The sequence below is a fragment of the Pseudoalteromonas sp. MQS005 genome (genome assembly GCF_001661605.1).
Lineage (GTDB): Bacteria > Pseudomonadota > Gammaproteobacteria > Enterobacterales > Alteromonadaceae > Pseudoalteromonas > Pseudoalteromonas tetraodonis.
In genome coordinates, this window is record NZ_LYRQ01000035.1 from 25,302 (window position 1) to 48,261 (window position 22,960).

Genomic DNA, 22,960 nt, shown 5'->3' on the forward strand with positions numbered 1-22,960 from the left:
TTAAAACGGAAATACCAGCGGGATCAAAGTTAGTACGGTAATTGAATAAATAATAGAAAGGGGTAGCCCCATCATTACATAGTCTTTTAGTCGGTAGTTACCCGCGCTATAAACCATTAAGTTAGTTTGATAACCAAAAGGTGAAATAAAGCTGGCTGAGGCGCCAAATGCAACCGCCATAATAAACGGTAAAGGTTCTACGTTAAAGCCAATAGCCAATGAGTAAGCAACCGGAAACGACAGTGCCGCTGCGGCGTTATTAGTGATCAATTCGGTAAATAACACCGTCATTAAAAATATAGCGATAAACGCGCCATAAGGGCCAAAGTCGCCCAGCACTACAAACATGGCGTCTGATATTTGCCCGGCAAGGCCGGTGCCTATCATCAGCTTAGCTAAACCTATAGCACTGCCCACGACAGCAAGTAACTCAATAGGAAAGCGGCGCTTTATTTCGCTTAGTTTGATAGTACCACACAGCATTAGGCCAATAAGTAACACTAACAAGCCTTTAACCAGCGGTACTGCACCTAAAATACTTAATCCCAGTACACCCGCAAAGCTTAACAATACAATATTTGATTGCTTTGCACTGAGGTGGGTTTGTAAATCAAGCCCTGAAATATACACAAACTCGCGTTTTAAGTTAGTTAAGTCATAAAAGCTTTTACCAGGGGCGAGGATTAATGAGTCACCCGCTTGTAAGCGCACTTGCCCAAGCCCGTCTTGTAAGCGGTCATGACCACGGCGAATAGCAATAACGGCCGCATGAAATTGCTCTCTAAAGCGGGCTTCTTTTACCGTTTTGCCAATTAATTTAGACGACTGACTAACGACAACTTCAACGAGGTGTTCTATGTCTTTTTCGTGTTTGTCGTGCACCACTTTTAAGCCGTCAAAGCGAGTGAGCAAAGGTACCGACTTTATATCGCCTACAAACAGCAGTATGTCGTCTTGTTGAATAATATGTTGGGGGGTCACGGCGCAAATGCGATTGCCATCGCGAATAATTTCAGCCAAAAACAAGTCTTTTAAATCGCGTAAACCGTTTTCTTCTACGGTGCGGTTTATTAGTTTAGAGCCGGTTTGTACTTTCCCTTCTAAATAAAAAGGCACCACCTCTTGGCTATTTTTACCGTTGTCGGGCAGGCATTTTAGCATCACTAAAATAGTGATTAAGCCCACACTGAGTGCGCCTAAACCCACTAAGGTAAAATCAAAAAAGCCTAATGGCGCCATCCCCGCATCTACTGCAAAGCCATTTACGATTAAGTTAGTAGAGGTACCGATGAGTGTAATAGTACCGCCTAAAATTGCGGTGTACGACAAAGGTAGCAACAGCTTTGAAGGGGAGTGGTTTGGGTTATCTTTTATGGCGGTAATTAAGGAGGCAACCACCGCGGTATTGTTAGTAAAGGAAGACAAAAACGCTGTAGAAAGCCCAAGCTTGGTCACTGATTTAACTAAACTGCCACTGGATAACGATTTAGCTAAGCGTTGAATAAGCGTGGTTTTTTCTATCGCTATCGACACTAAAATTAATAACACTAAGGTAATTAATGATGGGTTAGTATAATTAACCAGCATGTTTTCTAAGTCAATGAGCCCAGTTAGGTAGCTGGTGCCTATGGCACTGACAAATAACCACGCAGGGTTAATACGGGTGCCAAATAGGCACCCGACTAAAAGCAACATAATGCCTGTTAAAATGAGCTGTTCTACCATGCTTTAAATATTCCTAACAGGCGGTTATTAAACGTTATAGCTTTGAAATATCAAGCGCTTGCCAATGTGGAAAGTGCTTGCGTACGAGGGCGTTAAATTCAACTTCAAAGTCGCTAAATTTACCCGCATTTTCTTCACTTTGTAGTACCTGTTCTATCATTCCCGCTGCAACCGTTAAGTTTGATAAACGGTCAATAAGAATAAACGAACCAGTTTCATGATTGTGATGGTACTGATCCGCTAAAATAGTCTCGGTCAGCTCGAGTGTCACAATCGCAATTTCGTTTAACTGTAATGAATCTGCGCTGCCATGCTCTAGGGTGTTTACATCAATAGTGTGGTCTATTTTAGTGACCATAGCCGAGGTGTTTTTGCTGCCTAGTTTTAAGTTATAGCTTTTACCTAGTACTAATGGCGATTCGTGCATCCACACAATTTTAGCCTGTAATTGGTTGGTTACTTGCGCTTGCGAATTCGCAGGCACAATAACGTCCCCTCGGCTAATATCTATTTCAGTATTAAGAGTAACCGTGATTGCTTGGCCGGCTTCGGCGGTGTCGAGGTTGCCATCAAAAGTCACAATCTCTTTAATGTTAGATGTTTTACCTGAAGGCAGTACTTTTATCTCATCGCCAACGCGTAATTTACCTGAGGTCAGCGTGCCTTGAAAACCACGGAAGTTTAAATTAGGGCGAACTACATACTGCACCGGAAGGCGCGCTTCAAAACCAGTGTCGATTTCAGCTGCCGGAGAGTCTTCTAACAGCTCAAGCAATGGTTTGTCGGTGTAATAAGGAGTGTGTGCAGAGCGAGTTACTACATTATCGCCTTTAAGCGCCGACATAGGCACAAACTTAATGTTTGATACGTTAAGTTGCTCGGCAAATTTTAAATAATCGGCTTTAATTTTTTCATAAACGGTTTCGTCAAAATCAACAATATCCATTTTGTTAACCGCAACCACAAACTGTTTAATGCCTAATGAGTCACAAATAAAGCTATGGCGCTTAGTTTGTACCTGCACGCCATAACGTGCATCCACTAAAATAATGGCAACATCACTGGTTGATGCACCCGTTACCATGTTACGGGTGTACTGCTCATGCCCAGGGGTGTCGGCAATAATAAACTTACGCTTAGCGGTTGAGAAATAACGGTACGCTACGTCAATTGTTATGCCTTGCTCACGCTCAGCTTGTAGGCCATCAACTAACAATGCTAAATCAAGTTCTTCACCGGCATTACCTACTTTTTCGTTATCTTTATGAAGTGCAGCTAGCTGATCTTCATAAATTTGGTGACTATCGTGCAGTAGGCGGCCAATTAGGGTTGATTTACCATCATCCACGCTGCCACACGTTAGCATACGTAATAAGCTTTTATCTTGTTGACGTGCTAGGTAAGCGTCTATACCAATTTCTTTTACTTCGTTAAATGTATCGTTATTTAGGTTAGACATTAGAAATACCCCTCACGTTTTTTCTTCTCCATAGAGCCTGCTGAATCATGATCAATCACCCGACCTTCACGTTCAGATGACGACGATAGCAACATTTCTTCAATAATTTCTGTTAGGCTGCTTGCCGTTGATTCAACCGCGCCAGTGAGTGGATAACAGCCTAAGGTTCGAAAGCGAACCGACTTCATTTGCGGTACTTCACCTTCATTAAGCGGCATGCGATCGTCATCTACCATGATTAAGGTACCGTCGCGTTCTACTACTGGGCGCTCTTTAGCAAGGTACAGTGGCACCATTTCGATATTTTCTTGATAAATGTATTGCCAAATATCTAGTTCAGTCCAGTTAGATAGTGGGAATACTCGAATACTCTCACCTGGATTCACTTGGCTGTTATAGGTATTCCAAAGCTCAGGACGTTGGTTTTTAGGATCCCAGCGATGGTGTTTATCACGAAATGAATACACGCGCTCTTTAGCCCGTGATTTTTCCTCATCACGGCGTGCGCCACCAAATGCTGCATCAAAACCGTACTTGTTGAGCGCTTGCTTTAATCCTTGGGTTTTCATGATATCGGTATGTTTACCCGAACCATGGGTGAATGGGCCTACACCCATTTCGATGCCTTCAGGGTTTTTGTGTACGATTAAATCAAAGCCATACTCTTTGGCTAAACGGTCGCGAAACTCAATCATTTCACGAAACTTCCAGTTGGTGTCTACGTGTAATAACGGAAACGGAATTTTTGCAGGGTAAAATGCTTTACGAGCTAAGTGCAAAAGTACCGATGAGTCTTTACCGATTGAGTAAAGCATAACTGGGTTCTCAAACTCAGCGGCGACTTCGCGCATGATTTTGATACTTTCAGCTTCAAGTTGCTGAAGGTGAGTTAAAGCCATTGTTGGTCGTCCTACTAAAATGATTAAATTAAAATCTGTTAAACTACGCTACGTCTGTCAGCGGCTGAGCAAAGCTACTGATCTGTGCTTTTTCGCCAAACCAGTGTAATTCTTGATGCAGCGAAGCTACTTCACCAATAATCAGTAAAGCGGGTGAAATAATTTGATGCTGCTCAATGAGCTGCGCTAATTGGTCTAACTGTCCTGTGACAACACGTTGATTTTTGCGTGTGCCGTTTTCAATTATGGCCACTGGTGTTGTTGCTGCTCGCCCATGTTTTAATAGCTCGGCTTGAATATGCGGCGATTTAATTACCCCCATATAAATAGCCAGTGTTTGGTTTTTTTGTGCAAGCGACTGCCAATTAAGTTCTTGTCCTTCTTTTTTGCAGTGGCCGGTAACAAACTGAATAGCCTGAGCATGGTCGCGATGCGTTAAAGGAATACCTGCGTAGGCACTACATCCCGCGGCTGCCGTTATACCTGGCACTATTTGGTAATTTACGTTATTGGCTGCCAGTACTTGGACTTCTTCGCCACCACGGCCATAAATAAATGGGTCGCCCCCTTTAATTCGGCACACTTTTTTACCTTGTTGTGCTAAATCAACCAACATCTTATTTGTATCTTCTTGAGCTACGCTGTGATCGCCTAAGCGCTTACCCACACAGATTAAATCGGCATCGCGACGCACTAATTCCATGATCTCATCGGATACCAAGTAATCATATACCACCACATCGGCTTGTTGCATTAGTTGCAGCGCTTTTAGTGTGAGTAGCTCTGGGTCGCCAGGGCCTGCACCGACTACGTATACTTCGCCTTCTGGTTCAACTTTGGCATCCAGCATTTGCTCTAGTTGTTGCTCAGCGCCATGGGTATCACCGGTTTGGACTTTGCTTACTACTGATGAATCAAACACGCCTTCCCAAAATTGGCGACGATCAGCAAAATGTTTAAAGCGTTGCTTTACTTTATGGCGAAAGCCACCGACCAAGTTAGCGAGTGGGCCGATATGCTGCGGAATAAGTGTTTCGAGCTTTTCACGTAAGCGCCTTGCTAAAACCGGCGCGGTACCTGCACTTGAAATCGCAATGGTAATTGGGTTGCGATCAACAATAGAGGGGAAAATAAAGGTACATTTAGGTTGATCATCCACCACGTTCACAAACACATTACGCGCATTGGCGAGTTCAAATACGGTGTTGTTTACTTCATCGTTGTCGGTGGCGGCAATAATCAAAATTTTGCCATCAAGATGCGACTCTTCAAAATAGGCATCTATTAATGTTACTTCATTATTATGCGCATGTTCTTTTAATTCTTCGCAAAACCAAGGAGCAACTAGCGTTACATCGGCACGTGCTTTTAAAAACGCACGGCATTTTCGCAAGGCAACCTCTCCACCGCCAACAACCAATACGGGTTTGTTGTCGAGTTTGGTAAAGATAGGTAAATATTGCACTGAATAACGCCCCTAAAAAATAATAAAGTGTTTAACTGAGAAGCAGAATATAGTGGCTATTGATAAGTAAAAAATAATTAAATCTTAGTTGATATTCTTAAAAGTTATATGAATCATGTTTTTTAGGTCTAAATCGTATTTAGTAAGGGGTAGAGTGACATTTAGTATAAAAAACGCGCTTATAGTGTTTGGTTATGAGCTATAGCAAGTTTAAGCTATGATGCTCTTATATAGTTTAAGGTCACACAATTTCATAGGCATAAAATGACAAACAATACTCAAAACGCCACGCTAGCCGTTAGCTTAATGGACTTAACCAGTTTAAACACTGATGATAGTCAAGCCAGTATTAACGCATTAGTAAACAGTATAAACCCTAAGCTAGGCACGCCTGCTGCGCTTTGTGTGTTTAGTGAATTTGTTGATGACGCTAAAATAGCACTTGCTAATCGCTTATTGAGCCATGTAAAGGTGGCCACCGTAACTAACTTTCCCTCTGGTGATGCGCCACTCAATGAAGTACTCAATGAAACCCTGATAGCCATAGAGCGGGGGGCCGATGAAATTGACCTAGTTATTCCTTATAAAGCGCTTTTAAAAGGTGAAGCCGATACCGTGCTGGAATACGTTAGTGAAAGTAAAAAGGTATGTGGCAGCCGTGCTAAGCTCAAAGTGATCATTGAAACTGGCGAGCTAAAAACAGCAGCATTTATTACTCAAGCAACCGAGCTTGCCATTCAAGGCGGAGCTGATTTTGTAAAAACCAGTACAGGAAAAGTAGCGGTGAATGCCACGCTTGAAGCGACTGAAATAATGCTTAAAGCCATCAAAAAATCATCAAAGCGAGTTGGTTTTAAGGCTGCTGGTGGAGTCAAGACCGCAGTAGATGCAAATGCTTATTTGCAACTAGCAACCGAGATTATGGGGCATGATTATTTAGCACCAGAAACATTTAGGTTTGGCGCTTCATCGCTGTTAAATGACGTTTATAAGGTGTTGAATGAAGCGCAGCAGTGATGCCGAAAAACAACAATTAGAGCACGATGCGGCCAAGTTGTTTTTGCGATGTTATGAGCAGCAAACGGGAATTCACATGCGCCATATTTGGCACAATGAACCGAACAGACCCGATGTAAGCTGTTATCAAGAAAATCAGCAGCTCGATATAGAAGTGGCGCATTTATACGCCAGCGAAACGGAAGCCATGGCCGTGTTAGGCCGGCCACTGTCGATACAAATGCAGCGTGATTTAGCCGACATGGCGCAACAACCAAGCGAACACCGGTTGCAATCAGCGTTGGAGCGCTTATTAAAACAAAAAGCGACTAAGCGTTATTATTCAAAGCGTACGTGGTTGTTAATTCGTAACGCTAGTACTATTTGGCATAAGAGCGACTTTGAAGCGGCAGTCAAAAAAGTATGTTTTCCAAATACCCATCAATTTGAACAAATATGGTTACTGTGTGATTTTTATCGCGGTGAGTTATTACGAGTGGATCATTAAAAAAGTGATTTGACTAATACGTATTAAATGTTTCTAAACGGATGAAAGCCACAGGATTAATTTGATTATCAGGCCTATAAACTTATTAACAGTGAAGATTTTATCAGATGACTATCTTTACTCTTGTGTTAATGAATTGCGTAAGTATAATAGGCATCCACTTTGCAGGGGCGTAGTTCCAATTGGTAGAACAGCGGTCTCCAAAACCGACGGTTGGGAGTTCGAATCTCTCCGCCCCTGCCAATTTTTACAAAGTGAATAAAGTCTAGAACTAAAAATCGGTTTGAGTAAGCTTGTTTTTAAGTTTAGATTTTAATGGATTAACCCTGTCGACGTGCAGGGTTGTTGTGTCTGTAGTTAAGGTAATAATATTATGAGCACGAATATAGAAACACCATCAAGTGGGATGGAGTCAGTAAAGTGGTTAGTAGCAATTGCGCTACTTGCAGGCGCAGTCGTTGGTAATCATATGTTTGCAGATCAGTCTGTATTACTACGTGCTATTGGCGTTGTGGTTGCAATAGCGGCGGGTTTAGCTATTGCTTCGCAAACTTTTAAGGGACGTACCTTCCTTGCTTTTGCTAAAGAAGCGCGTATTGAAGTACGCAAAGTAATTTGGCCAACGCGTCAAGAAACAACGCACACGACATTAATCGTAATGGTTGCAACAGTGATTATGGCACTTATCCTTTGGGGATTAGATGGCATTTTATTCCGCGCTGTAGGCTTTTTAACTGGATTGGAGATCTGATCCCATGTCGGATGAGAATAACGAAAAGAAACTACGTTGGTACGTAGTACAAGCTTTCTCAGGTTATGAGAAGCGTGTTGCTCAAACATTATTAGAGCACATTAAAATCAAAGGCCTAGAAGATAGCTTTGGTGAAGTATTAGTTCCTACTGAAGAAGTAGTTGAGATGCGTGCTGGTCAAAAGCGTAAGTCTGAGCGTAAATTCTTCCCAGGTTACGTACTAGTACAAATGGATATGAACGATGCAAGCTGGCACTTAGTAAATAGCACTGAACGTGTTATGGGCTTTATTGGTGGCACATCAGACCGTCCTGCACCAATTAGTTCTAAAGAAGCTGATCGCATTCTTAATCGCCTACAAGAAAACGCTGAAGCGCCTAAACCAGCAACATTATTTGAACCAGGTGAAGTGGTTCGTGTTACTGATGGTCCATTTGCTGACTTTAGTGGTGTGGTTGAAGAAGTTGACTACGAAAAGAGCCGCGTAAAAGTATCGGTACTTATTTTTGGTCGTTCTACGCCAGTTGAACTTGAGTTTGGTCAAGTTGAACAAGATAAGTAATTGATTTAAAGCGTTGTGTTAAAAGTTTCTTAATTTTTGGCACGAAGCTTGAAAAAGGCCGCTGATTAACTTATAATCAGCGGCCTTTTTGTATTCAGGGAAAACGTTTGTTTAACTGTTTACTAAAAAGTGAGAAACCAATTTTTAAACTGGGAAGCCGCTAGAGTACGCGTCCTCGCGCGCACAAGGCTAAGACCCACCTAATGAGGTATTTATAATGGCTAAGAAAGTTGAAGCTCTAATCAAGCTACAAGTTGCTGCTGGTATGGCTAACCCTAGTCCTCCAGTAGGTCCAGCACTAGGTCAACACGGTGTAAACATCATGGAATTCTGTAAAGCGTTCAACGCACGTACAGAATCTATCGAAAAAGGCGCTCCAGTTCCTGTAGTGATCTCTGTTTACGGCGACCGTTCATTTACGTTCGACATGAAAACGCCACCGGCTGCTTACTTACTTAAGAAAGCTGCAGGTATCAAATCTGGTTCAGGCCGTCCTAACACTGAAAAAGTAGGCACAGTAACTCGTGCTCAACTTGAAGAAATCGTTGAGACAAAGAAACCAGACCTTACAGCTTCTGATTTAGAAGCTGCGGTTCGCACTATCGCAGGTTCTGCGCGTGCGATGGGCTTGAACGTAGAGGACTAAGATAATGGCTAAATTAACTAAACGTATGCGTACTATCCGCGAAAAAGTGGAAGTAACTAAAGATTACGAAATTAACGAAGCAGTTGCTCTTTTAAAAGAATTAGCGACAGCTAAATTCGTAGAAAGTGTTGACGTTGCTGTTAACCTTGGTATCGATGCTCGTAAATCTGATCAAAACGTTCGTGGTGCGACTGTACTACCTAACGGTACTGGTCGTGACGTTCGTGTTGCTGTATTCACTCAAGGCGCTAATGCAGAAGCTGCAAAAGAAGCCGGTGCTGAATTAGTAGGCATGGAAGATCTTGCTGAACTAGTTAAGAAAGGCGAGATGAATTTTGACGTTGTTGTTGCATCACCAGACGCTATGCGTGTTGTTGGTCAACTAGGTCAAATCTTAGGCCCACGTGGTCTAATGCCAAACCCTAAAACTGGTACTGTAACACCTAACGTTGCAGAAGCAGTTAAAAATGCGAAAGCAGGTCAAGTGCGTTACCGCAATGACAAAAATGGTATCATCCATACTACGATTGGTAAGGTTGATTTCACTGCTGAGCAGTTACAACAAAACCTTGAAGCTCTAATTGTTGCGCTTAAGAAGGCTAAACCTTCTCAAGCTAAAGGTGTTTACTTGAAGAAAGTAACTATCTCTACAACAATGGGCGCAGGTGTTTCTGTTGACCAAAGCACTTTAAGCACAGTTGTTGCTTAATTGAGTGTTTACATGGCGTGAAATTTGTACTATAATTTTGCGCCATTTTGTTGATTAATTTAGTTAATCGCAAAGTAAAGAATTCGGGTTGAAGTCCATAATTTCGAAGCGCCTTTGGGCAACGCGATAAATTGGGCTTCCGTCCAAGACCGTAGGCGGCTTCGGCCTTAATATTACCTACGTAGACGGTGTGAATCCCCAGATAGATTTTTCCTAATCTTCTGGCTCTCGCCGTAAAAAGCATCTCCATCTTTATTGATGGGGAAGAGTAAAACAGGGAAGCCGATAAACGGTAACCCATTAAACCAGGAGTAACACCCATGGCTTTAAATCTTCAAGGCAAAAAAGCAATTGTTGCTGAAGTCAACGAAGCAGCCAATGGTGCTCTTTCTGCAGTTGTTGCAGATTCTCGTGGTGTAACAGTTGGTGCAATCACTGCCCTTCGTAAAGAAGCTCGTGCAAATGGTGTTTGGATGAAAGTTGTCCGTAACACTTTAGCAAAACGTGCTTTTGAAGGTACAGAGTTTGAGTGCCTTTCTGACTCATTAGTTGGTCCAAGCTTAATCGCTTTCTCATCAGAGCACCCAGGTGCTGCTGCGCGTATCTTCTCAGATTTCGCGAAAAAGAATGAGCATTTCGAACTTAAGATGGCCGCTTTTGAAGGTAATGTAGTAGACGCAGCTATGCTTGCAACTCTACCTACATACGACGAAGCTGTTGCACGCTTAATGAGCGCTATGAAAGAAGCGTCTGCTGGCAAATTGTGTAAAACAATTGAAGCAGTACGTGTACAGAAAGAAGAGCAAGCTGCTTAATTTTAAGTTGTTTAATCCCTTTCGGTGTAAATTTATTTGGACCTTAGAGTCCGTTAATTATTAGGAAATTTGTAATGTCTGTAACTAAAGACCAAATCCTTGACGCAATTGCTGAAATGTCAGTAATGGACGTTGTTGCTCTAGTTGAAGCAATGGAAGAAAAATTCGGCGTAACTGCTGCAGCTGCTATGGTAGCAGGTCCTGCTGCTGAAGCTGCTGAAGAGAAAACAGAATTTGACGTAATCCTTACTGGCGCTGGCGCTAATAAAGTTGCGGCAATCAAAGCTGTTCGTGGCGCAACTGGTCTTGGCTTAAAAGAAGCTAAAGCACTTGTTGAAGCTGCTCCAACTCCAGTTAAAGAAGGTATTTCTAAGGAAGAAGCTGAAGCTCTTGCTAAAGAACTTACTGAAGCTGGTGCTGAAGTTGAGGTTAAGTAATCTAGCTTTTGCTAGGTTCGCTGCCTGAGAAATCAGGCAAGGGCTGGTGATTATTTAATCACCGGCCTTTTTGCGCTATAGAGCGACTATTCTTATAGCGCAAATAAAATCTGATTTATTCTTTAATTTCAACGCTTTATAGTTTGCTAGTGTTGAGGTGGGATTAAGTTGGAACAACAGTTAAATGTTGTACATCTTGGCATAGATGCCAGTTAAGTCTGTTCTTACAAGAACAGGTCGGGTCAAAGATCAGCAAGCTGAGGAATCCCATGGCTTACTCTTATTCTGAAAAGAAACGTATCCGTAAGGATTTTGGTAAACGTCCACAAGTTTTGGATATACCTTTCTTACTGTCGACGCAGTTAGAATCGTTTAAAAAATTCTTAGTCCCGGACGCTGATGGCGATCATGGTTTGGAAGCTGCCTTCCGTTCTGTGTTCCCAATTAAAAGCTACTCGGGAAATTCTGAGCTTCAATACGTAAGTTATCGTATTGGTGAGCCAGTATTCGATGTAAAAGAATGTCAAATTCGCGGTGTGACTTATTCTGCTCCACTTCGCGTGAAACTGCGTCTTGTAGTAATGGACAAAGAAGCTCCAGGCACAGTTAAAGACATTAAAGAGCAAGAAGTTTACATGGGCGAAATTCCGCTCATGACCGATACCGGTACTTTTGTAATCAATGGTACAGAGCGTGTTATCGTTTCTCAGCTACACCGTAGCCCTGGTGTATTCTTTGATAACGACCGCGGTAAAACTCACTCGTCAGGTAAAGTGCTTTATAACGCACGCGTAATTCCTTACCGTGGTTCATGGTTAGACTTCGAATTTGATGCAAAAGATAACTTATATGTACGTATTGACCGTCGTCGTAAATTACCGGCGTCTATCATCTTACGTGCACTTGAGTACACGAGTGAAGAAATCCTAGATATCTTCTTCGATACTACTGCGTTTGAAATTGCTGACGGTAAAGTTCTTATGGAACTTGTACCTTCACGTTTACGTGGTGAAACTGCCGCTTTTGATATCAAGAGCGAAGACGGTGAAGTCCTTGTTGAAAGCGGTCGTCGTGTTACGGCTCGCCACATCAAGAGCATCGAGAAAAAAGGCATTAATCAATTAGAAGTACCACATGAGTACATCATTGGCCGTGTATTAGCGAAGAACTATGTTGATGAGTCAACAGGTGAAATCATCGCGACTGCAAATGACGAGCTAACGCTTGAAATGATGGCTGAATTGGTTAAAGCAGGTCACACTACTATTGATACATTATATATCAATGAAGTGGACAGCGGCGCTTACATGTCAAATACATTAAACATTGACTCGTCAAGCAACCGTTTAGAAGCACTAGTAGAAATTTATCGCATGATGCGCCCAGGCGAGCCACCGACGAAAGACGCGGCTGAAGCCTTATTTGAGAACTTATTCTTCTCAGAAGAACGCTATGACTTATCAACAGTAGGTCGTATGAAGTTCAATAGCCGTGTTGGTTACGATTCAGACACAGGCCCTGGCACATTAAGCAAAGAAGACATCGTAGCGGTTATGAAAGTATTGATTGCTATTCGTAACGGTGTTGGCGATGTTGATGATATAGACCACTTAGGCAACCGTCGTATACGTAGTGTTGGCGAAATGGCTGAGAACCAATTCCGTGTAGGTTTAGTACGTGTAGAACGTGCTGTACGTGAGCGCTTAAGCTTAGGTGACCTAGACGCGATCATGCCACAAGATCTTATTAACGCTAAGCCTATTTCGGCAGCAGTTAAAGAGTTCTTCGGCTCGTCTCAGTTATCACAGTTTATGGACCAAAATAACCCGCTATCAGAAGTAACGCACAAGCGTCGTATTTCTGCATTAGGTCCGGGCGGTCTAACTCGTGAGCGTGCTGGCTTTGAAGTACGTGACGTTCACGTAACTCACTACGGTCGTGTATGTCCAATCGAGACTCCTGAGGGTCCAAACATCGGTCTAATTAACTCATTGTCTACGTATGCACGTACCAATGACTACGGTTTCTTAGAAACACCTTACCGCAAAGTGGTAGACGGTGTAGTAACTGATGAAGTTGATTACCTATCAGCCATTGAAGAAGGTCAGTTTGTTATCGCACAGGCGAACTCAAACTTAACTGAAACCAATGAGTTTGTAGATGAACTTATTCCGTGTCGTCACAAAGGTGAATCAACCTTTATGGGTCGCATGGACCAACAATATATGGATGTATCACCACAACAGGTGATCTCTGTAGCGGCCGCACTTATCCCGTTCCTAGAACACGATGATGCTAACCGTGCATTGATGGGTTCAAACATGCAACGTCAAGCAGTACCAACATTGAAAGCGGACAAACCGTTAGTAGGTACTGGTATTGAGTTAACACTAGCGAAAGACTCTGGTGTAACGATTGTTGCAAAACGTGGTGGTGAAGTAATGTATGCCGACGCAAGTCGCATCGTTGTTAATGTACATGAAGAAGAACGCATTCCTGGTGAAGCGGGCATCGACATCTACAACTTAACCAAGTACACACGTTCTAACCAAAATACATGTATTAACCAAAAACCAACATGCATGGTTGGTGAACCGGTTACTCGTGGCGATGTGTTAGCAGATGGTCCTTCGACTGACTTAGGTGACTTAGCCCTTGGTCAAAACCTTCGCGTGGCATTCATGCCATGGAACGGTTACAACTTCGAGGATTCAATCTTACTATCAGAGCGCGTAGTTGAAGAAGATCGTCTAACGACTATTCATATTCAAGAACTACAGTGTATTGCCCGTGATACTAAATTAGGCTCAGAAGAGATCACAGCAGATATCCCGAACGTGGGTGAATCTGCACTAGGCAAGCTTGATGAATCAGGTGTTGTATATATTGGTGCTGAAGTTAAAGGCGGCGATATCCTAGTAGGTAAAGTGACTCCGAAAGGCGAAACGCAATTAACACCAGAAGAAAAGCTACTACGTGCTATCTTCGGTGAAAAAGCGTCTGATGTTAAAGACAGCTCTTTACGTGTACCAAACTCTGTAACTGGTACTGTAATCGACGTACAAGTTTTCACCCGTGATGGTGTTGAAAAAGATAAACGTGCGTTAGAAGTTGAAGACATGCAGCTTCGCGAAGCGAAAAAAGACTTCAACGAAGAGTTCCGTATTCTAGAAGCCGGTGTTTTAGACCGTGCACGCAAGTTACTTGTGGCAGCTGGTTTCGATGAAGACAACTTAGCGTCACTGAATGCTGAAAAGTTACTAACTCAAAGCCTTGCTGAAGAAGACAAGCAAGCTGAACTTGAGCAACTAGCTGCACAGTACGATGAGCTTAAAGCTGAATACGATAAGAAGTTTGAAAACAAACGTCGTAAAATTACCCAAGGTGATGACTTAGCACCAGGCGTACTTAAGATTGTTAAAGTATACCTAGCTGTTAAACGTCGTATCCAACCGGGTGATAAAATGGCGGGTCGTCACGGTAACAAAGGTGTTATCTCGACTATCGTACCAGTAGAAGATATGCCATACGATGACAAAGGTCGTACAGTAGATATCGTACTAAATCCACTAGGTGTACCATCACGTATGAACATCGGTCAGATCCTTGAAACACATATGGGTCTAGCTGCACGTGGTATTGGTGAGCGCTTAGAAGAAATGATGAAAGAGCAACGCGAGCTTCATGAGCTACGCGAATTCATTAAACAAGCTTATGAGATCGGTGAGTCTCGTCAGGTTGTGGATATTGCTAGTTTCTCTGATGACGAAATTCGTCGTTTAGCTGAAAACTTGAAAGGTGGTTTACCGATTGCTACTCCTGCATTTGATGGCGCGAAAGAAAGCGAAATCAAAGACATGCTAGAGCTAGGCGGCTACCCTAGAAGTGGTCAGGTTACACTTTATGATGGCCGTACTGGCGATCAGTTTGAACGTCAAGTAACTGTAGGTTACATGTACATGCTTAAACTTAACCACTTGGTTGACGATAAGATGCACGCACGTTCTACTGGTTCTTACAGCCTTGTTACTCAGCAGCCGCTGGGTGGTAAAGCACAGTTCGGTGGCCAGCGTTTTGGTGAGATGGAAGTATGGGCACTTGAAGCTTACGGTGCTGCTTACACGCTACAAGAAATGCTAACAGTGAAATCGGATGACGTGAACGGTCGTACTAAGATGTATAAAAACATCGTTGATGGTAACCATAAAATGGAACCAGGTATGCCAGAATCGTTCAACGTATTGTTGAAAGAAATCCGCTCACTGGGTATCAACATCGAGTTGGAAGAAAATTAAGCCAATTAGATGCTGCAGTTAGCGCTGCAGCATCTGTTATGGCTGAATAGAATGTAGGGACGAGAACATCCGTCCTCAAGATTAACTCCGACAGGAGAGCTAAGGTGAAAGACTTACTTAAGTTTCTGAAGCAACAAAATAAGACCGAAGAATTCGATGCAATTCGCATTGGTCTTGCTTCACCAGACATGGTTCGCTCATGGTCATACGGTGAAGTAAAGAAACCTGAGACTATTAACTACCGTACTTTCAAGCCTGAGCGCGATGGCTTATTCTGTGCCCGTATTTTCGGCCCAGTGAAAGATTATGAGTGTTTATGTGGTAAATATAAACGCCTTAAACACCGTGGTGTGATCTGTGAAAAGTGTGGCGTTGAAGTAACACTCACTAAAGTGCGTCGTGACCGTATGGGTCATATAGAACTGGCAAGTCCAGTTGCGCATATATGGTTTTTAAAATCATTACCGTCACGTATCGGCTTAATGCTTGATATGACGCTTCGTGATATTGAACGTGTTCTTTACTTCGAATCATTCGTAGTAACTGAGCCTGGCATGACAACGCTTGAGCGTGGTCAGCTATTAGGTGAAGAAGAATACCTAGATGCACTTGAAGAGCACGGTGATGAATTTGAAGCGAAGATGGGTGCTGAAGCAGTATTAGACTTACTGCGTGAACTCGATCTTGCTCAATTAATTGCAGAAATGCGTGAAGAGTTACCAACAATTAACTCTGAAACTAAGCGTAAAAAGATCACTAAACGTCTTAAGTTAATGGAATCGTTCCACCAATCAGGTAATAACCCTGAGTGGATGATCATGACAGTACTTCCAGTATTGCCACCTGACTTACGCCCATTAGTACCATTAGACGGTGGTCGTTTTGCGACATCTGATCTAAATGACCTTTACCGTCGTGTTATTAACCGTAATAACCGTCTTAAGCGTCTACTAGATTTAGCTGCACCAGATATTATCGTACGCAACGAAAAACGTATGCTACAAGAAGCGGTCGATGCGCTACTTGATAACGGTCGTCGTGGTCGTGCAATTACAGGTTCTAACAAACGTCCTCTTAAATCGCTTGCTGATATGATCAAAGGTAAGCAAGGTCGTTTCCGTCAGAACTTACTTGGTAAGCGTGTAGATTACTCTGGCCGTTCTGTAATCACGGTTGGTCCTACACTTAAGCTTCATCAGTGTGGTCTTCCTAAGAAGATGGCATTAGAGCTTTTCAAACCATTCATCTATGGCAAATTAGAGCGTCGTGGCATGGCTACGACAATCAAAGCTGCTAAAAAGATGGTTGAGCGTGAAGTAGCGGAAGTATGGGATGTACTAGACGAAGTAATTCGTGAACATCCAGTATTACTTAACCGTGCACCAACACTTCACCGTTTGGGTATCCAAGCGTTTGAACCTGTGCTTATCGAAGGTAAAGCGATTCATTTGCACCCATTAGTATGTGCGGCGTACAACGCCGATTTCGATGGTGACCAAATGGCGGTACACGTACCGCTAACAATTGAAGCGCAACTTGAAGCTCGCGCGTTAATGATGTCTACAAACAACATCTTATCGCCTGCTAATGGTGAGCCAATCATCGTTCCTTCACAGGACGTTGTATTAGGTCTTTATTACATGACGCGTGATCGTATTAACGCGAAAGGCGAAGGCGCCGTATTTAAAGATCCTAAAGAAGCAGAAAAAGCATACCGTAGTGGTAATGCCGACCTTCACGCTATCGTGAAAGTACGTATTAGCCAATCAGTTAAAAACGAAGAAGGTGTTGTTGAAGACACTGTAACCGTAATTGATACTACTGTTGGTCGTGCGATTCTGTCTTTAATTTTACCAAAAGGCATGCCGTATGAGTCAATCAACCAAGCCCTAGGTAAAAAGCAGATTTCTGGCTTAATTAATGAGTGTTACCGTCGTCTTGGTCTAAAAGACACAGTTATGTTTGCTGACCAAATCATGTACACCGGTTTCCACTATGCAATGAAGTCTGGTGTTTCAATTGGTATCGATGACTTAGTTATCCCACCAGTTAAAGCAGCAATCATTGAATCAGCTGAAGCTGAAGTAACTGAAATCAACCAACAATTCCAATCAGGTCTTGTAACGGCTGGTGAAAAGTACAACAAAGTTATCGATATCTGGTCACGTGTAAATGAAAACTTATCACGTGAAATGATGGCCAACTTGTCAAAAGACACGGTTATCAATGCAAAAGGTGAAGAAGTAGAGCAACCGTCATTTAACTCAGTGTTTATGATGGCCGACTCAGGTGCTCGTGGTAGTGCCGCTCAGATCCGTCAGCTAGCAGGTATGCGTGGCCTAATGGCACGTCCAGATGGTTCAATCATCGAGACGCCAATCACGGCTAACTTCCGTGAAGGTCTAAACGTACTTCAGTACTTCATCTCAACGCACGGTGCGCGTAAAGGTCTTGCCGATACAGCACTGAAAACAGCGAACTCGGGTTACCTAACGCGTCGTCTAGTAGACGTTGCACAAGATTTGGTAATCAACGAAGACGATTGTGGCACAGAAGATGGCTTAACAATGAAACCGCTAATTGAAGGTGGTGACGTTGTAGAAGCACTTCGCGAACGTGTACTAGGTCGTGTTGTTGCTGAAGATGTTGTAATACCAGGTACTAATACAGTACTTGTTGAACGTAACATCATGCTTGACGAAAAACTGTGTGACCTTTTAGAAGAGCACTCAGTTGATGAAGTTCGCGTACGTTCAGTTATCACTTGTGATAACGACTTTGGTGTATGTGCTAAGTGTTATGGTCGTGACCTTGCACGTGGTCATATCATCAACGCGGGTGAATCAGTAGGTGTTATCGCAGCTCAATCAATCGGTGAGCCGGGTACACAGCTTACGATGCGTACCTTCCACATCGGTGGTGCGGCATCAAGAGCGTCTGCTGAAAATAATGTACAAGTTAAAACAAACGGTACATTAAAACTTCACAACGCTAAATATGTATTAAATACAGACGGTAAGATTGTTATTACCTCTCGTTCTACCGAGATCACTATCATTGATAGCTATGGTCGTGAGAAAGAGCGTTATAAAGTACCTTACGGTGCGGTATTAACAGTGCAAGACAATGCAGAAGTTCAAGGTAACGACATCGTTGCTACTTGGGACCCGCATAGTCACCCAATCGTTCTTGAGCATAAATCAAAAGTATCGTTCAGCGATATCGATGATTCAAACACTGAAGCACAGACTGACGAACTAACGGGTTTAACTCGTGTAGTTGTTAAAGATCTTGCTAAAGCGAATGCGAAAGAACCAAAGCTTATCATTGAAAGTGATGAGCGTGGCTTGCAAGAAACGCGTCTTCCTTCATTCACTACGATTGAAGTAACAGACGGCGCGACTGCAAACCCAGGTGACGTGTTAGCACGTATTCCGCAAGAAGGTTCGAAAACTCGTGATATCACGGGTGGTCTACCACGCGTAGCCGACTTATTTGAAGCACGTAAGCCGAAAGATCCAGCTATCTTAGCTGAAATCACCGGTACGATTAGCTTCGGTAAAGAGACTAAAGGTAAGAAACGTTTAGTTATTACACCAGCTGAAGGCGATCATTACGAAGAAATGATTCCTAAGTGGCGTCAACTTAACGTGTTTGAAGGTGAACAAGTGTCTAAAGGTGAAGTTATCGCCGATGGTCCAGAATCACCGCATGACATCTTACGCCTACGTGGTGTGACTCATGTTGCTAATTACATTGTTAACGAAGTGCAAGAGGTTTACCGTTTGCAGGGCGTTAAGATCAATGATAAGCACATTGAAACTATTATTCGTCAAATGCTACGTAAATGTATCATTCTAGACGGTGGTGATACTGAGTTCTTAGCCGGTGAGCAAATTGAAGTGGCACGCGTTAATATCGCAAACCGCGACCTTGAAGCTCAAGGTAAGATCCCAGCTAAGTTTGAAATCCAGTTAATGGGTATCACAAAAGCATCACTAGCGACAGAATCTTTCATCTCAGCAGCCTCGTTCCAGGAGACAACTCGTGTCCTAACAGAAGCCGCTGTAAATGGTAAGAGCGATGAACTACGCGGTCTGAAAGAAAACGTAATTGTGGGTCGATTGATCCCAGCCGGTACCGGTTTTGCGTATCATCAAGAGCGTATGGCTCGTCGTAAGCAAAAAGACGTTGTTGAAGAGCAAACGGTAAGTGCGGAAGAGGCAACTCAAGCACTCACTGATGCTTTAAACGCGGATTTATCTGGAAATCAATAAACCGAATCTAATCAATAGATTAGAGTTTCACAAGGCAGTTATCTACTGCCTTGTGAGCGGTTTAGGTTGACAGGTCAATCTTTGCTCATTAAAATTCCGCCACCCATTTACTTGCACGTTTAAAACATGCTGGTAAAACAAGGGCGGATTTTTTATTTTTTTCAGTAGTAATTTTAATTTCAGGAGCTATTTAAATGGCAACTATTAACCAGCTAGTGCGTAAGCCACGTCGTAGCAAGGTTACTAAAAGTAACTCAGCTGCGCTTAAAGCGTGTCCGCAAAAGCGTGGTGTATGTACTCGCGTATATACAACTACACCTAAGAAACCAAACTCGGCGTTACGTAAAGTAGCTCGTGTACGTTTAACTAACGGTTTCGAAGTAACTTCATACATCGGTGGTGAAGGTCATAACCTTCAAGAGCACAGTGTAATCCTAATCCGTGGTGGTCGTGTTAAAGATTTACCAGGTGTGCGTTTTCACACTGTACGTGGTGCACTTGACTGTGCAGGCGTTAGCGACCGTCGTCAAGCTCGTTCTAAATACGGTGCAAAACGCCCTAAAGGCTAATTGTTTTCCGTTAGTAAGGCCAAGCACTAAATATTATTAATTATTGTTTTGGGTGATTGACTCGAAAGAGCAAACCTGAATAAACCGGAGATACAAAATGCCTAGAAGACGCGTAATAGGTCAACGTAAAATTCTTCCAGATCCTAAGTTCGGATCGGAACTTCTTGCTAAGTTCGTTAACATCGTAATGTTAGACGGCAAGAAATCTACTGCTGAAAAAATCGTTTATGGTGCGCTAGACGTGGCTGCTGAGAAATCAGGCAAGTCGCACCTAGAAATCTTTGAAACTGCACTTGATAACATCCGTCCACAGGTAGAGGTTAAATCTCGCCGTGTTGGTGGTTCAACTTATCAAGTACCAGTTGAAGTACGTCCAGTACGTCGCAACGCATTAGGTATGCGTTGGTTAGTAGACGCTGCACGTAAGCGTGGCGAAAAATCTATGGGCTTACGTTTAGCTCAAGAAATCGTTGACGCTGCTGACAACAAAGGCACTGCGGTTAAGAAACGTGAAGACGTTCACCGTATGGCTGAAGCGAATAAAGCATTCGCTCATTACCGTTGGTAATCTGTCCTTAACCTTTAAGAGGATTTTATGGCACGTACAACTCCACTTGAGCGTTACCGCAATATCGGTATTTGTGCTCACGTAGATGCAGGCAAAACCACCACAACAGAACGTGTTCTGTTCTACACAGGTCTTTCTCATAAGATCGGTGAAGTACATGATGGCGCCGCAACTATGGATTGGATGGAGCAGGAACAAGAGCGTGGTATCACAATCACTTCTGCTGCAACAACGTGTTTCTGGAAAGGGATGGACGCGCAATTTGACGACCATCGCATCAATATCATTGATACCCCAGGACACGTAGATTTCACTATCGAAGTAGAGCGTTCTTTACGTGTACTAGATGGTGCGGTAGTTGTTCTTTGTGCTTCATCTGGTGTACAGCCGCAAACTGAGACAGTTTGGCGTCAAGCGAACAAATACGAAGTTCCGAGAATGATCTTCGTAAATAAAATGGATCGCACAGGCGCTGACTTCTTAACGGTTGTCGGCCAGGTGAAATCTCGTCTTGGAGCAACGCCTGTTCCAGTCCAGTTGCCAATTGGCGCTGAAGACGACTTTAAAGGTGTTATTGACCTTATTAAAATGAAAGCTATTAACTGGAATGATGAAGACCAGGGTATGACTTTCTCTTATGAGGCAATACCGGCAGAACTTCAGGATTTAGCTGAAGAATGGCGCTCTCATTTAGTTGAAAGCGCTGCTGAAGCCTCTGAAGAACTAATGGATAAATACTTAGAAGGTGAAGAGTTAAGCGAAGCAGAAATTAAAAATGCTTTGCGTCAACGCACATTAGCGAACGAAATTGTTCCCATGACCTGTGGTAGTGCATTTAAAAACAAAGGCGTTCAAGCTGTGCTTGATTGCGTTGTTGAATATATGCCATCACCCACACAAGTGAAACAAATCCAAGGTATCCTCGAAGATGGTACCGAGGAAGAGCGTCCTGCTGATGATAAAGCGCCGTTTGCTGCACTTGCTTTTAAGATTGCAACAGACCCGTTTGTTGGCACCTTGACCTTTTTCCGTGTTTACTCTGGTACTGTTAAACAGGGTGACGCGGTATATAACCCAGTAAAAAGTAAGCGTGAGCGTCTTGGTCGTATCGTTCAGATGCATTCAAACTCACGTGAAGAGATCAAAGAAGTCTACGCAGGCGACATCGCGGCGGCTATTGGTCTCAAAGACGTAACAACAGGCGAGACACTGTGTGATCCGAATTCTATTATTACGCTAGAGCGTATGGAATTCCCAGAACCAGTTATCTCTGTTGCGGTTGAGCCTCGCACAATCGCTGACCAGGATAAAATGGGTATCGCGCTAGGTAAACTAGCGGCAGAAGATCCATCTTTCCGCGTACAAACTGACGAAGAATCAGGCCAGACGATTATCTCTGGCATGGGTGAACTTCACCTTGATATCATTGTCGACCGTATGAAACGTGAATTCAGTGTTGAATGTAACGTTGGTAAGCCGCAGGTTGCATACCGAGAAGCTATTCGTTCAACTGTTGAAGTTGAAGGGAAGTTTATACGTCAATCAGGTGGTCGTGGTCAATATGGTCACGTCTGGCTTAAACTTGAACCGATGGATATTTCGGATGATGAAGCCCCAATTTACGAGTTCGTTAACGAAACCGTAGGTGGGTCAGTTCCGAAAGAATACATCCCTGCGGTAGACAAAGGTATCCAAGAGCAAATGGCTCAAGGTGTACTAGCAGGCTACCCATTACTTGGCGTGAAAGCGACTTTATATGATGGTTCATTCCATGATGTAGATTCGAATGAAATGGCATTTAAAATAGCAGGTTCACTCGCCATGAAGCAAGGTGCGCTAGATGCAAACCCTGCTTTATTAGAGCCAGTAATGAAGGTTGAAGTACTCACTCCTGAAGCAAACATGGGTGATGTAGTTGGCGACCTAAACCGTCGTCGCGGCATGATCGAAGGCATGGAAGATGCACTTGGTGGACTTAAGCAAATTAATGCTCAGGTTCCGTTATCTGAAATGTTTGGTTATGCGACTGCTTTACGATCTGCAACACAGGGCCGTGCCTCATACTCTATGGAGTTTTTGAAGTACGCTGAAGCCTCTAAACAGGTTGCAGATACAATAATTTCAGCTCGCGCTGTTATATGATTTTAGCTTGTCTGGCTCAATACTGAGTCAGGCTTTAATTTCTTTATTAGGAATTTTTTAAGATGGCAAAAGAAAAGTTTGAACGCGTAAAACCGCACGTAAACGTTGGTACAATCGGCCACGTTGACCACGGTAAA

The 22,960-nt window shown here is 43.1% G+C and carries 17 protein-coding genes, 1 tRNA gene and 1 pseudogene; 15 read left to right on the forward strand and 4 right to left on the reverse strand.

The genetic code is table 11. The annotated features are described in order from the left end of the window. The 4 genes from A9479_RS12875 to cysG are packed head-to-tail and all read right to left on the reverse strand — an operon-like array spanning position 1 to position 5,548. A complete protein-coding gene (locus tag A9479_RS12875) occupies positions 1-1,725 on the reverse strand; it encodes an SLC13 family permease (RefSeq protein ID WP_064663603.1) in 1,725 nt (574 codons plus the stop codon). Positions 1,726-1,759: 34 nt separating this feature from the next. Beyond that, positions 1,760-3,184 carry a sulfate adenylyltransferase subunit CysN gene (gene cysN / locus A9479_RS12880; protein ID WP_028835949.1) on the reverse strand — a complete coding sequence of 475 codons (1,425 nt, stop codon included), beginning with the start codon at positions 3,182-3,184 and terminating at the stop codon, positions 1,760-1,762. Next, entirely contained in the window at positions 3,184-4,083 is a 900-nt protein-coding gene (cysD, locus tag A9479_RS12885; protein ID WP_013463837.1) for a sulfate adenylyltransferase subunit CysD, read from the reverse strand. The genes cysN and cysD overlap by 1 nt, the downstream gene beginning before the upstream one ends. 43 nt (positions 4,084-4,126) lie before the next feature. After that, positions 4,127-5,548: a siroheme synthase CysG gene (gene cysG, locus A9479_RS12890; RefSeq protein ID WP_016900055.1), complete on the reverse strand. Its 1,422-nt coding sequence runs from the start codon at positions 5,546-5,548 to the stop codon at positions 4,127-4,129. Between the two features lie 264 nt (positions 5,549-5,812). Between cysG and deoC the strand changes: the two genes are divergently transcribed. The 15 genes and pseudogenes from deoC to A9479_RS19735 all read left to right on the forward strand — a co-directional run. Next, the gene (gene deoC / locus A9479_RS12895; protein ID WP_028835951.1) at positions 5,813-6,565 is read left to right on the forward strand and encodes a deoxyribose-phosphate aldolase; all 753 of its coding nucleotides are present in this window, start codon (positions 5,813-5,815) and stop codon (positions 6,563-6,565) included. Next, a complete protein-coding gene (locus A9479_RS12900; protein WP_064663604.1) occupies positions 6,549-7,052 on the forward strand; it encodes a hypothetical protein in 504 nt (167 codons plus the stop codon). The genes deoC and A9479_RS12900 overlap by 17 nt, the downstream gene beginning before the upstream one ends. Positions 7,053-7,218: 166 nt before the next feature. Next, positions 7,219-7,295, forward strand: a tRNA-Trp gene (locus tag A9479_RS12905). 130 nt (positions 7,296-7,425) lie between these two features. Then, a complete protein-coding gene (gene secE / locus A9479_RS12910; protein WP_013463843.1) occupies positions 7,426-7,803 on the forward strand; it encodes a preprotein translocase subunit SecE in 378 nt (125 codons plus the stop codon). 4 nt (positions 7,804-7,807) lie between these two features. Continuing rightward, on the forward strand, positions 7,808-8,365 hold the full coding sequence (gene nusG, locus A9479_RS12915) for a transcription termination/antitermination protein NusG (protein WP_013463844.1): 558 nt from the start codon (positions 7,808-7,810) through the stop codon (positions 8,363-8,365). Positions 8,366-8,582: 217 nt separating this feature from the next. Then, positions 8,583-9,011 (forward strand): 50S ribosomal protein L11, encoded by a 429-nt coding sequence (gene rplK, locus A9479_RS12920; protein WP_008108462.1) that lies wholly within the window; start codon positions 8,583-8,585, stop codon positions 9,009-9,011. Positions 9,012-9,015: 4 nt separating this feature from the next. Continuing rightward, positions 9,016-9,720, forward strand: a complete 705-nt coding sequence (rplA, locus tag A9479_RS12925) for a 50S ribosomal protein L1 (RefSeq protein WP_013463845.1) — start codon at positions 9,016-9,018, stop codon at positions 9,718-9,720. A gap of 320 nt (positions 9,721-10,040) precedes the next feature. Next, positions 10,041-10,535 (forward strand): 50S ribosomal protein L10, encoded by a 495-nt coding sequence (gene rplJ, locus A9479_RS12930; protein WP_013463846.1) that lies wholly within the window; start codon positions 10,041-10,043, stop codon positions 10,533-10,535. Positions 10,536-10,609: 74 nt separating this feature from the next. Continuing rightward, positions 10,610-10,972: a 50S ribosomal protein L7/L12 gene (gene rplL, locus A9479_RS12935; RefSeq protein WP_013463847.1), complete on the forward strand. Its 363-nt coding sequence runs from the start codon at positions 10,610-10,612 to the stop codon at positions 10,970-10,972. 269 nt (positions 10,973-11,241) lie between these two features. Further along, complete coding sequence (gene rpoB / locus A9479_RS12940) at positions 11,242-15,267, forward strand: DNA-directed RNA polymerase subunit beta (RefSeq protein WP_024602214.1); 4,026 nt, start codon at positions 11,242-11,244, stop codon at positions 15,265-15,267. Positions 15,268-15,371: 104 nt separating this feature from the next. Continuing rightward, positions 15,372-19,544: a DNA-directed RNA polymerase subunit beta' gene (gene rpoC / locus A9479_RS12945; RefSeq protein WP_013463849.1), complete on the forward strand. Its 4,173-nt coding sequence runs from the start codon at positions 15,372-15,374 to the stop codon at positions 19,542-19,544. Between the two features lie 194 nt (positions 19,545-19,738). After that, positions 19,739-20,113 (forward strand): 30S ribosomal protein S12, encoded by a 375-nt coding sequence (gene rpsL / locus A9479_RS12950; protein ID WP_002958885.1) that lies wholly within the window; start codon positions 19,739-19,741, stop codon positions 20,111-20,113. 97 nt (positions 20,114-20,210) lie between these two features. Beyond that, a complete protein-coding gene (gene rpsG / locus A9479_RS12955) occupies positions 20,211-20,681 on the forward strand; it encodes a 30S ribosomal protein S7 (RefSeq protein WP_010392135.1) in 471 nt (156 codons plus the stop codon). Between the two features lie 27 nt (positions 20,682-20,708). Next, entirely contained in the window at positions 20,709-22,823 is a 2,115-nt protein-coding gene (fusA, locus tag A9479_RS12960; RefSeq protein WP_013463850.1) for an elongation factor G, read from the forward strand. A gap of 62 nt (positions 22,824-22,885) precedes the next feature. Continuing rightward, a pseudogene (locus A9479_RS19735) lies at positions 22,886-22,960 on the forward strand (elongation factor Tu); the annotation flags it as partial.

What these genes read in the sequence shown, in the direction of transcription:
- A9479_RS12875 (WP_064663603.1), bottom strand. Translation starts at nt 1,725, where the DNA reads ATGGTAGAACAGCTCATTTTAACAGGCATTATGTTGCTTTTAGTCGGG.
- cysN (WP_028835949.1), bottom strand. Translation starts at nt 3,184, where the DNA reads ATGTCTAACCTAAATAACGATACATTTAACGAAGTAAAAGAAATTGGT.
- cysD (WP_013463837.1), bottom strand. Translation starts at nt 4,083, where the DNA reads ATGGCTTTAACTCACCTTCAGCAACTTGAAGCTGAAAGTATCAAAATC.
- deoC (WP_028835951.1), top strand. Translation starts at nt 5,813, where the DNA reads ATGACAAACAATACTCAAAACGCCACGCTAGCCGTTAGCTTAATGGAC.
- A9479_RS12900 (WP_064663604.1), top strand. Translation starts at nt 6,549, where the DNA reads ATGAAGCGCAGCAGTGATGCCGAAAAACAACAATTAGAGCACGATGCG.
- secE (WP_013463843.1), top strand. Translation starts at nt 7,426, where the DNA reads ATGAGCACGAATATAGAAACACCATCAAGTGGGATGGAGTCAGTAAAG.
- nusG (WP_013463844.1), top strand. Translation starts at nt 7,808, where the DNA reads ATGTCGGATGAGAATAACGAAAAGAAACTACGTTGGTACGTAGTACAA.
- rplK (WP_008108462.1), top strand. Translation starts at nt 8,583, where the DNA reads ATGGCTAAGAAAGTTGAAGCTCTAATCAAGCTACAAGTTGCTGCTGGT.
- rplA (WP_013463845.1), top strand. Translation starts at nt 9,016, where the DNA reads ATGGCTAAATTAACTAAACGTATGCGTACTATCCGCGAAAAAGTGGAA.
- rplJ (WP_013463846.1), top strand. Translation starts at nt 10,041, where the DNA reads ATGGCTTTAAATCTTCAAGGCAAAAAAGCAATTGTTGCTGAAGTCAAC.
- rplL (WP_013463847.1), top strand. Translation starts at nt 10,610, where the DNA reads ATGTCTGTAACTAAAGACCAAATCCTTGACGCAATTGCTGAAATGTCA.
- rpoB (WP_024602214.1), top strand. Translation starts at nt 11,242, where the DNA reads ATGGCTTACTCTTATTCTGAAAAGAAACGTATCCGTAAGGATTTTGGT.
- rpsL (WP_002958885.1), top strand. Translation starts at nt 19,739, where the DNA reads ATGGCAACTATTAACCAGCTAGTGCGTAAGCCACGTCGTAGCAAGGTT.
- rpsG (WP_010392135.1), top strand. Translation starts at nt 20,211, where the DNA reads ATGCCTAGAAGACGCGTAATAGGTCAACGTAAAATTCTTCCAGATCCT.
- fusA (WP_013463850.1), top strand. Translation starts at nt 20,709, where the DNA reads ATGGCACGTACAACTCCACTTGAGCGTTACCGCAATATCGGTATTTGT.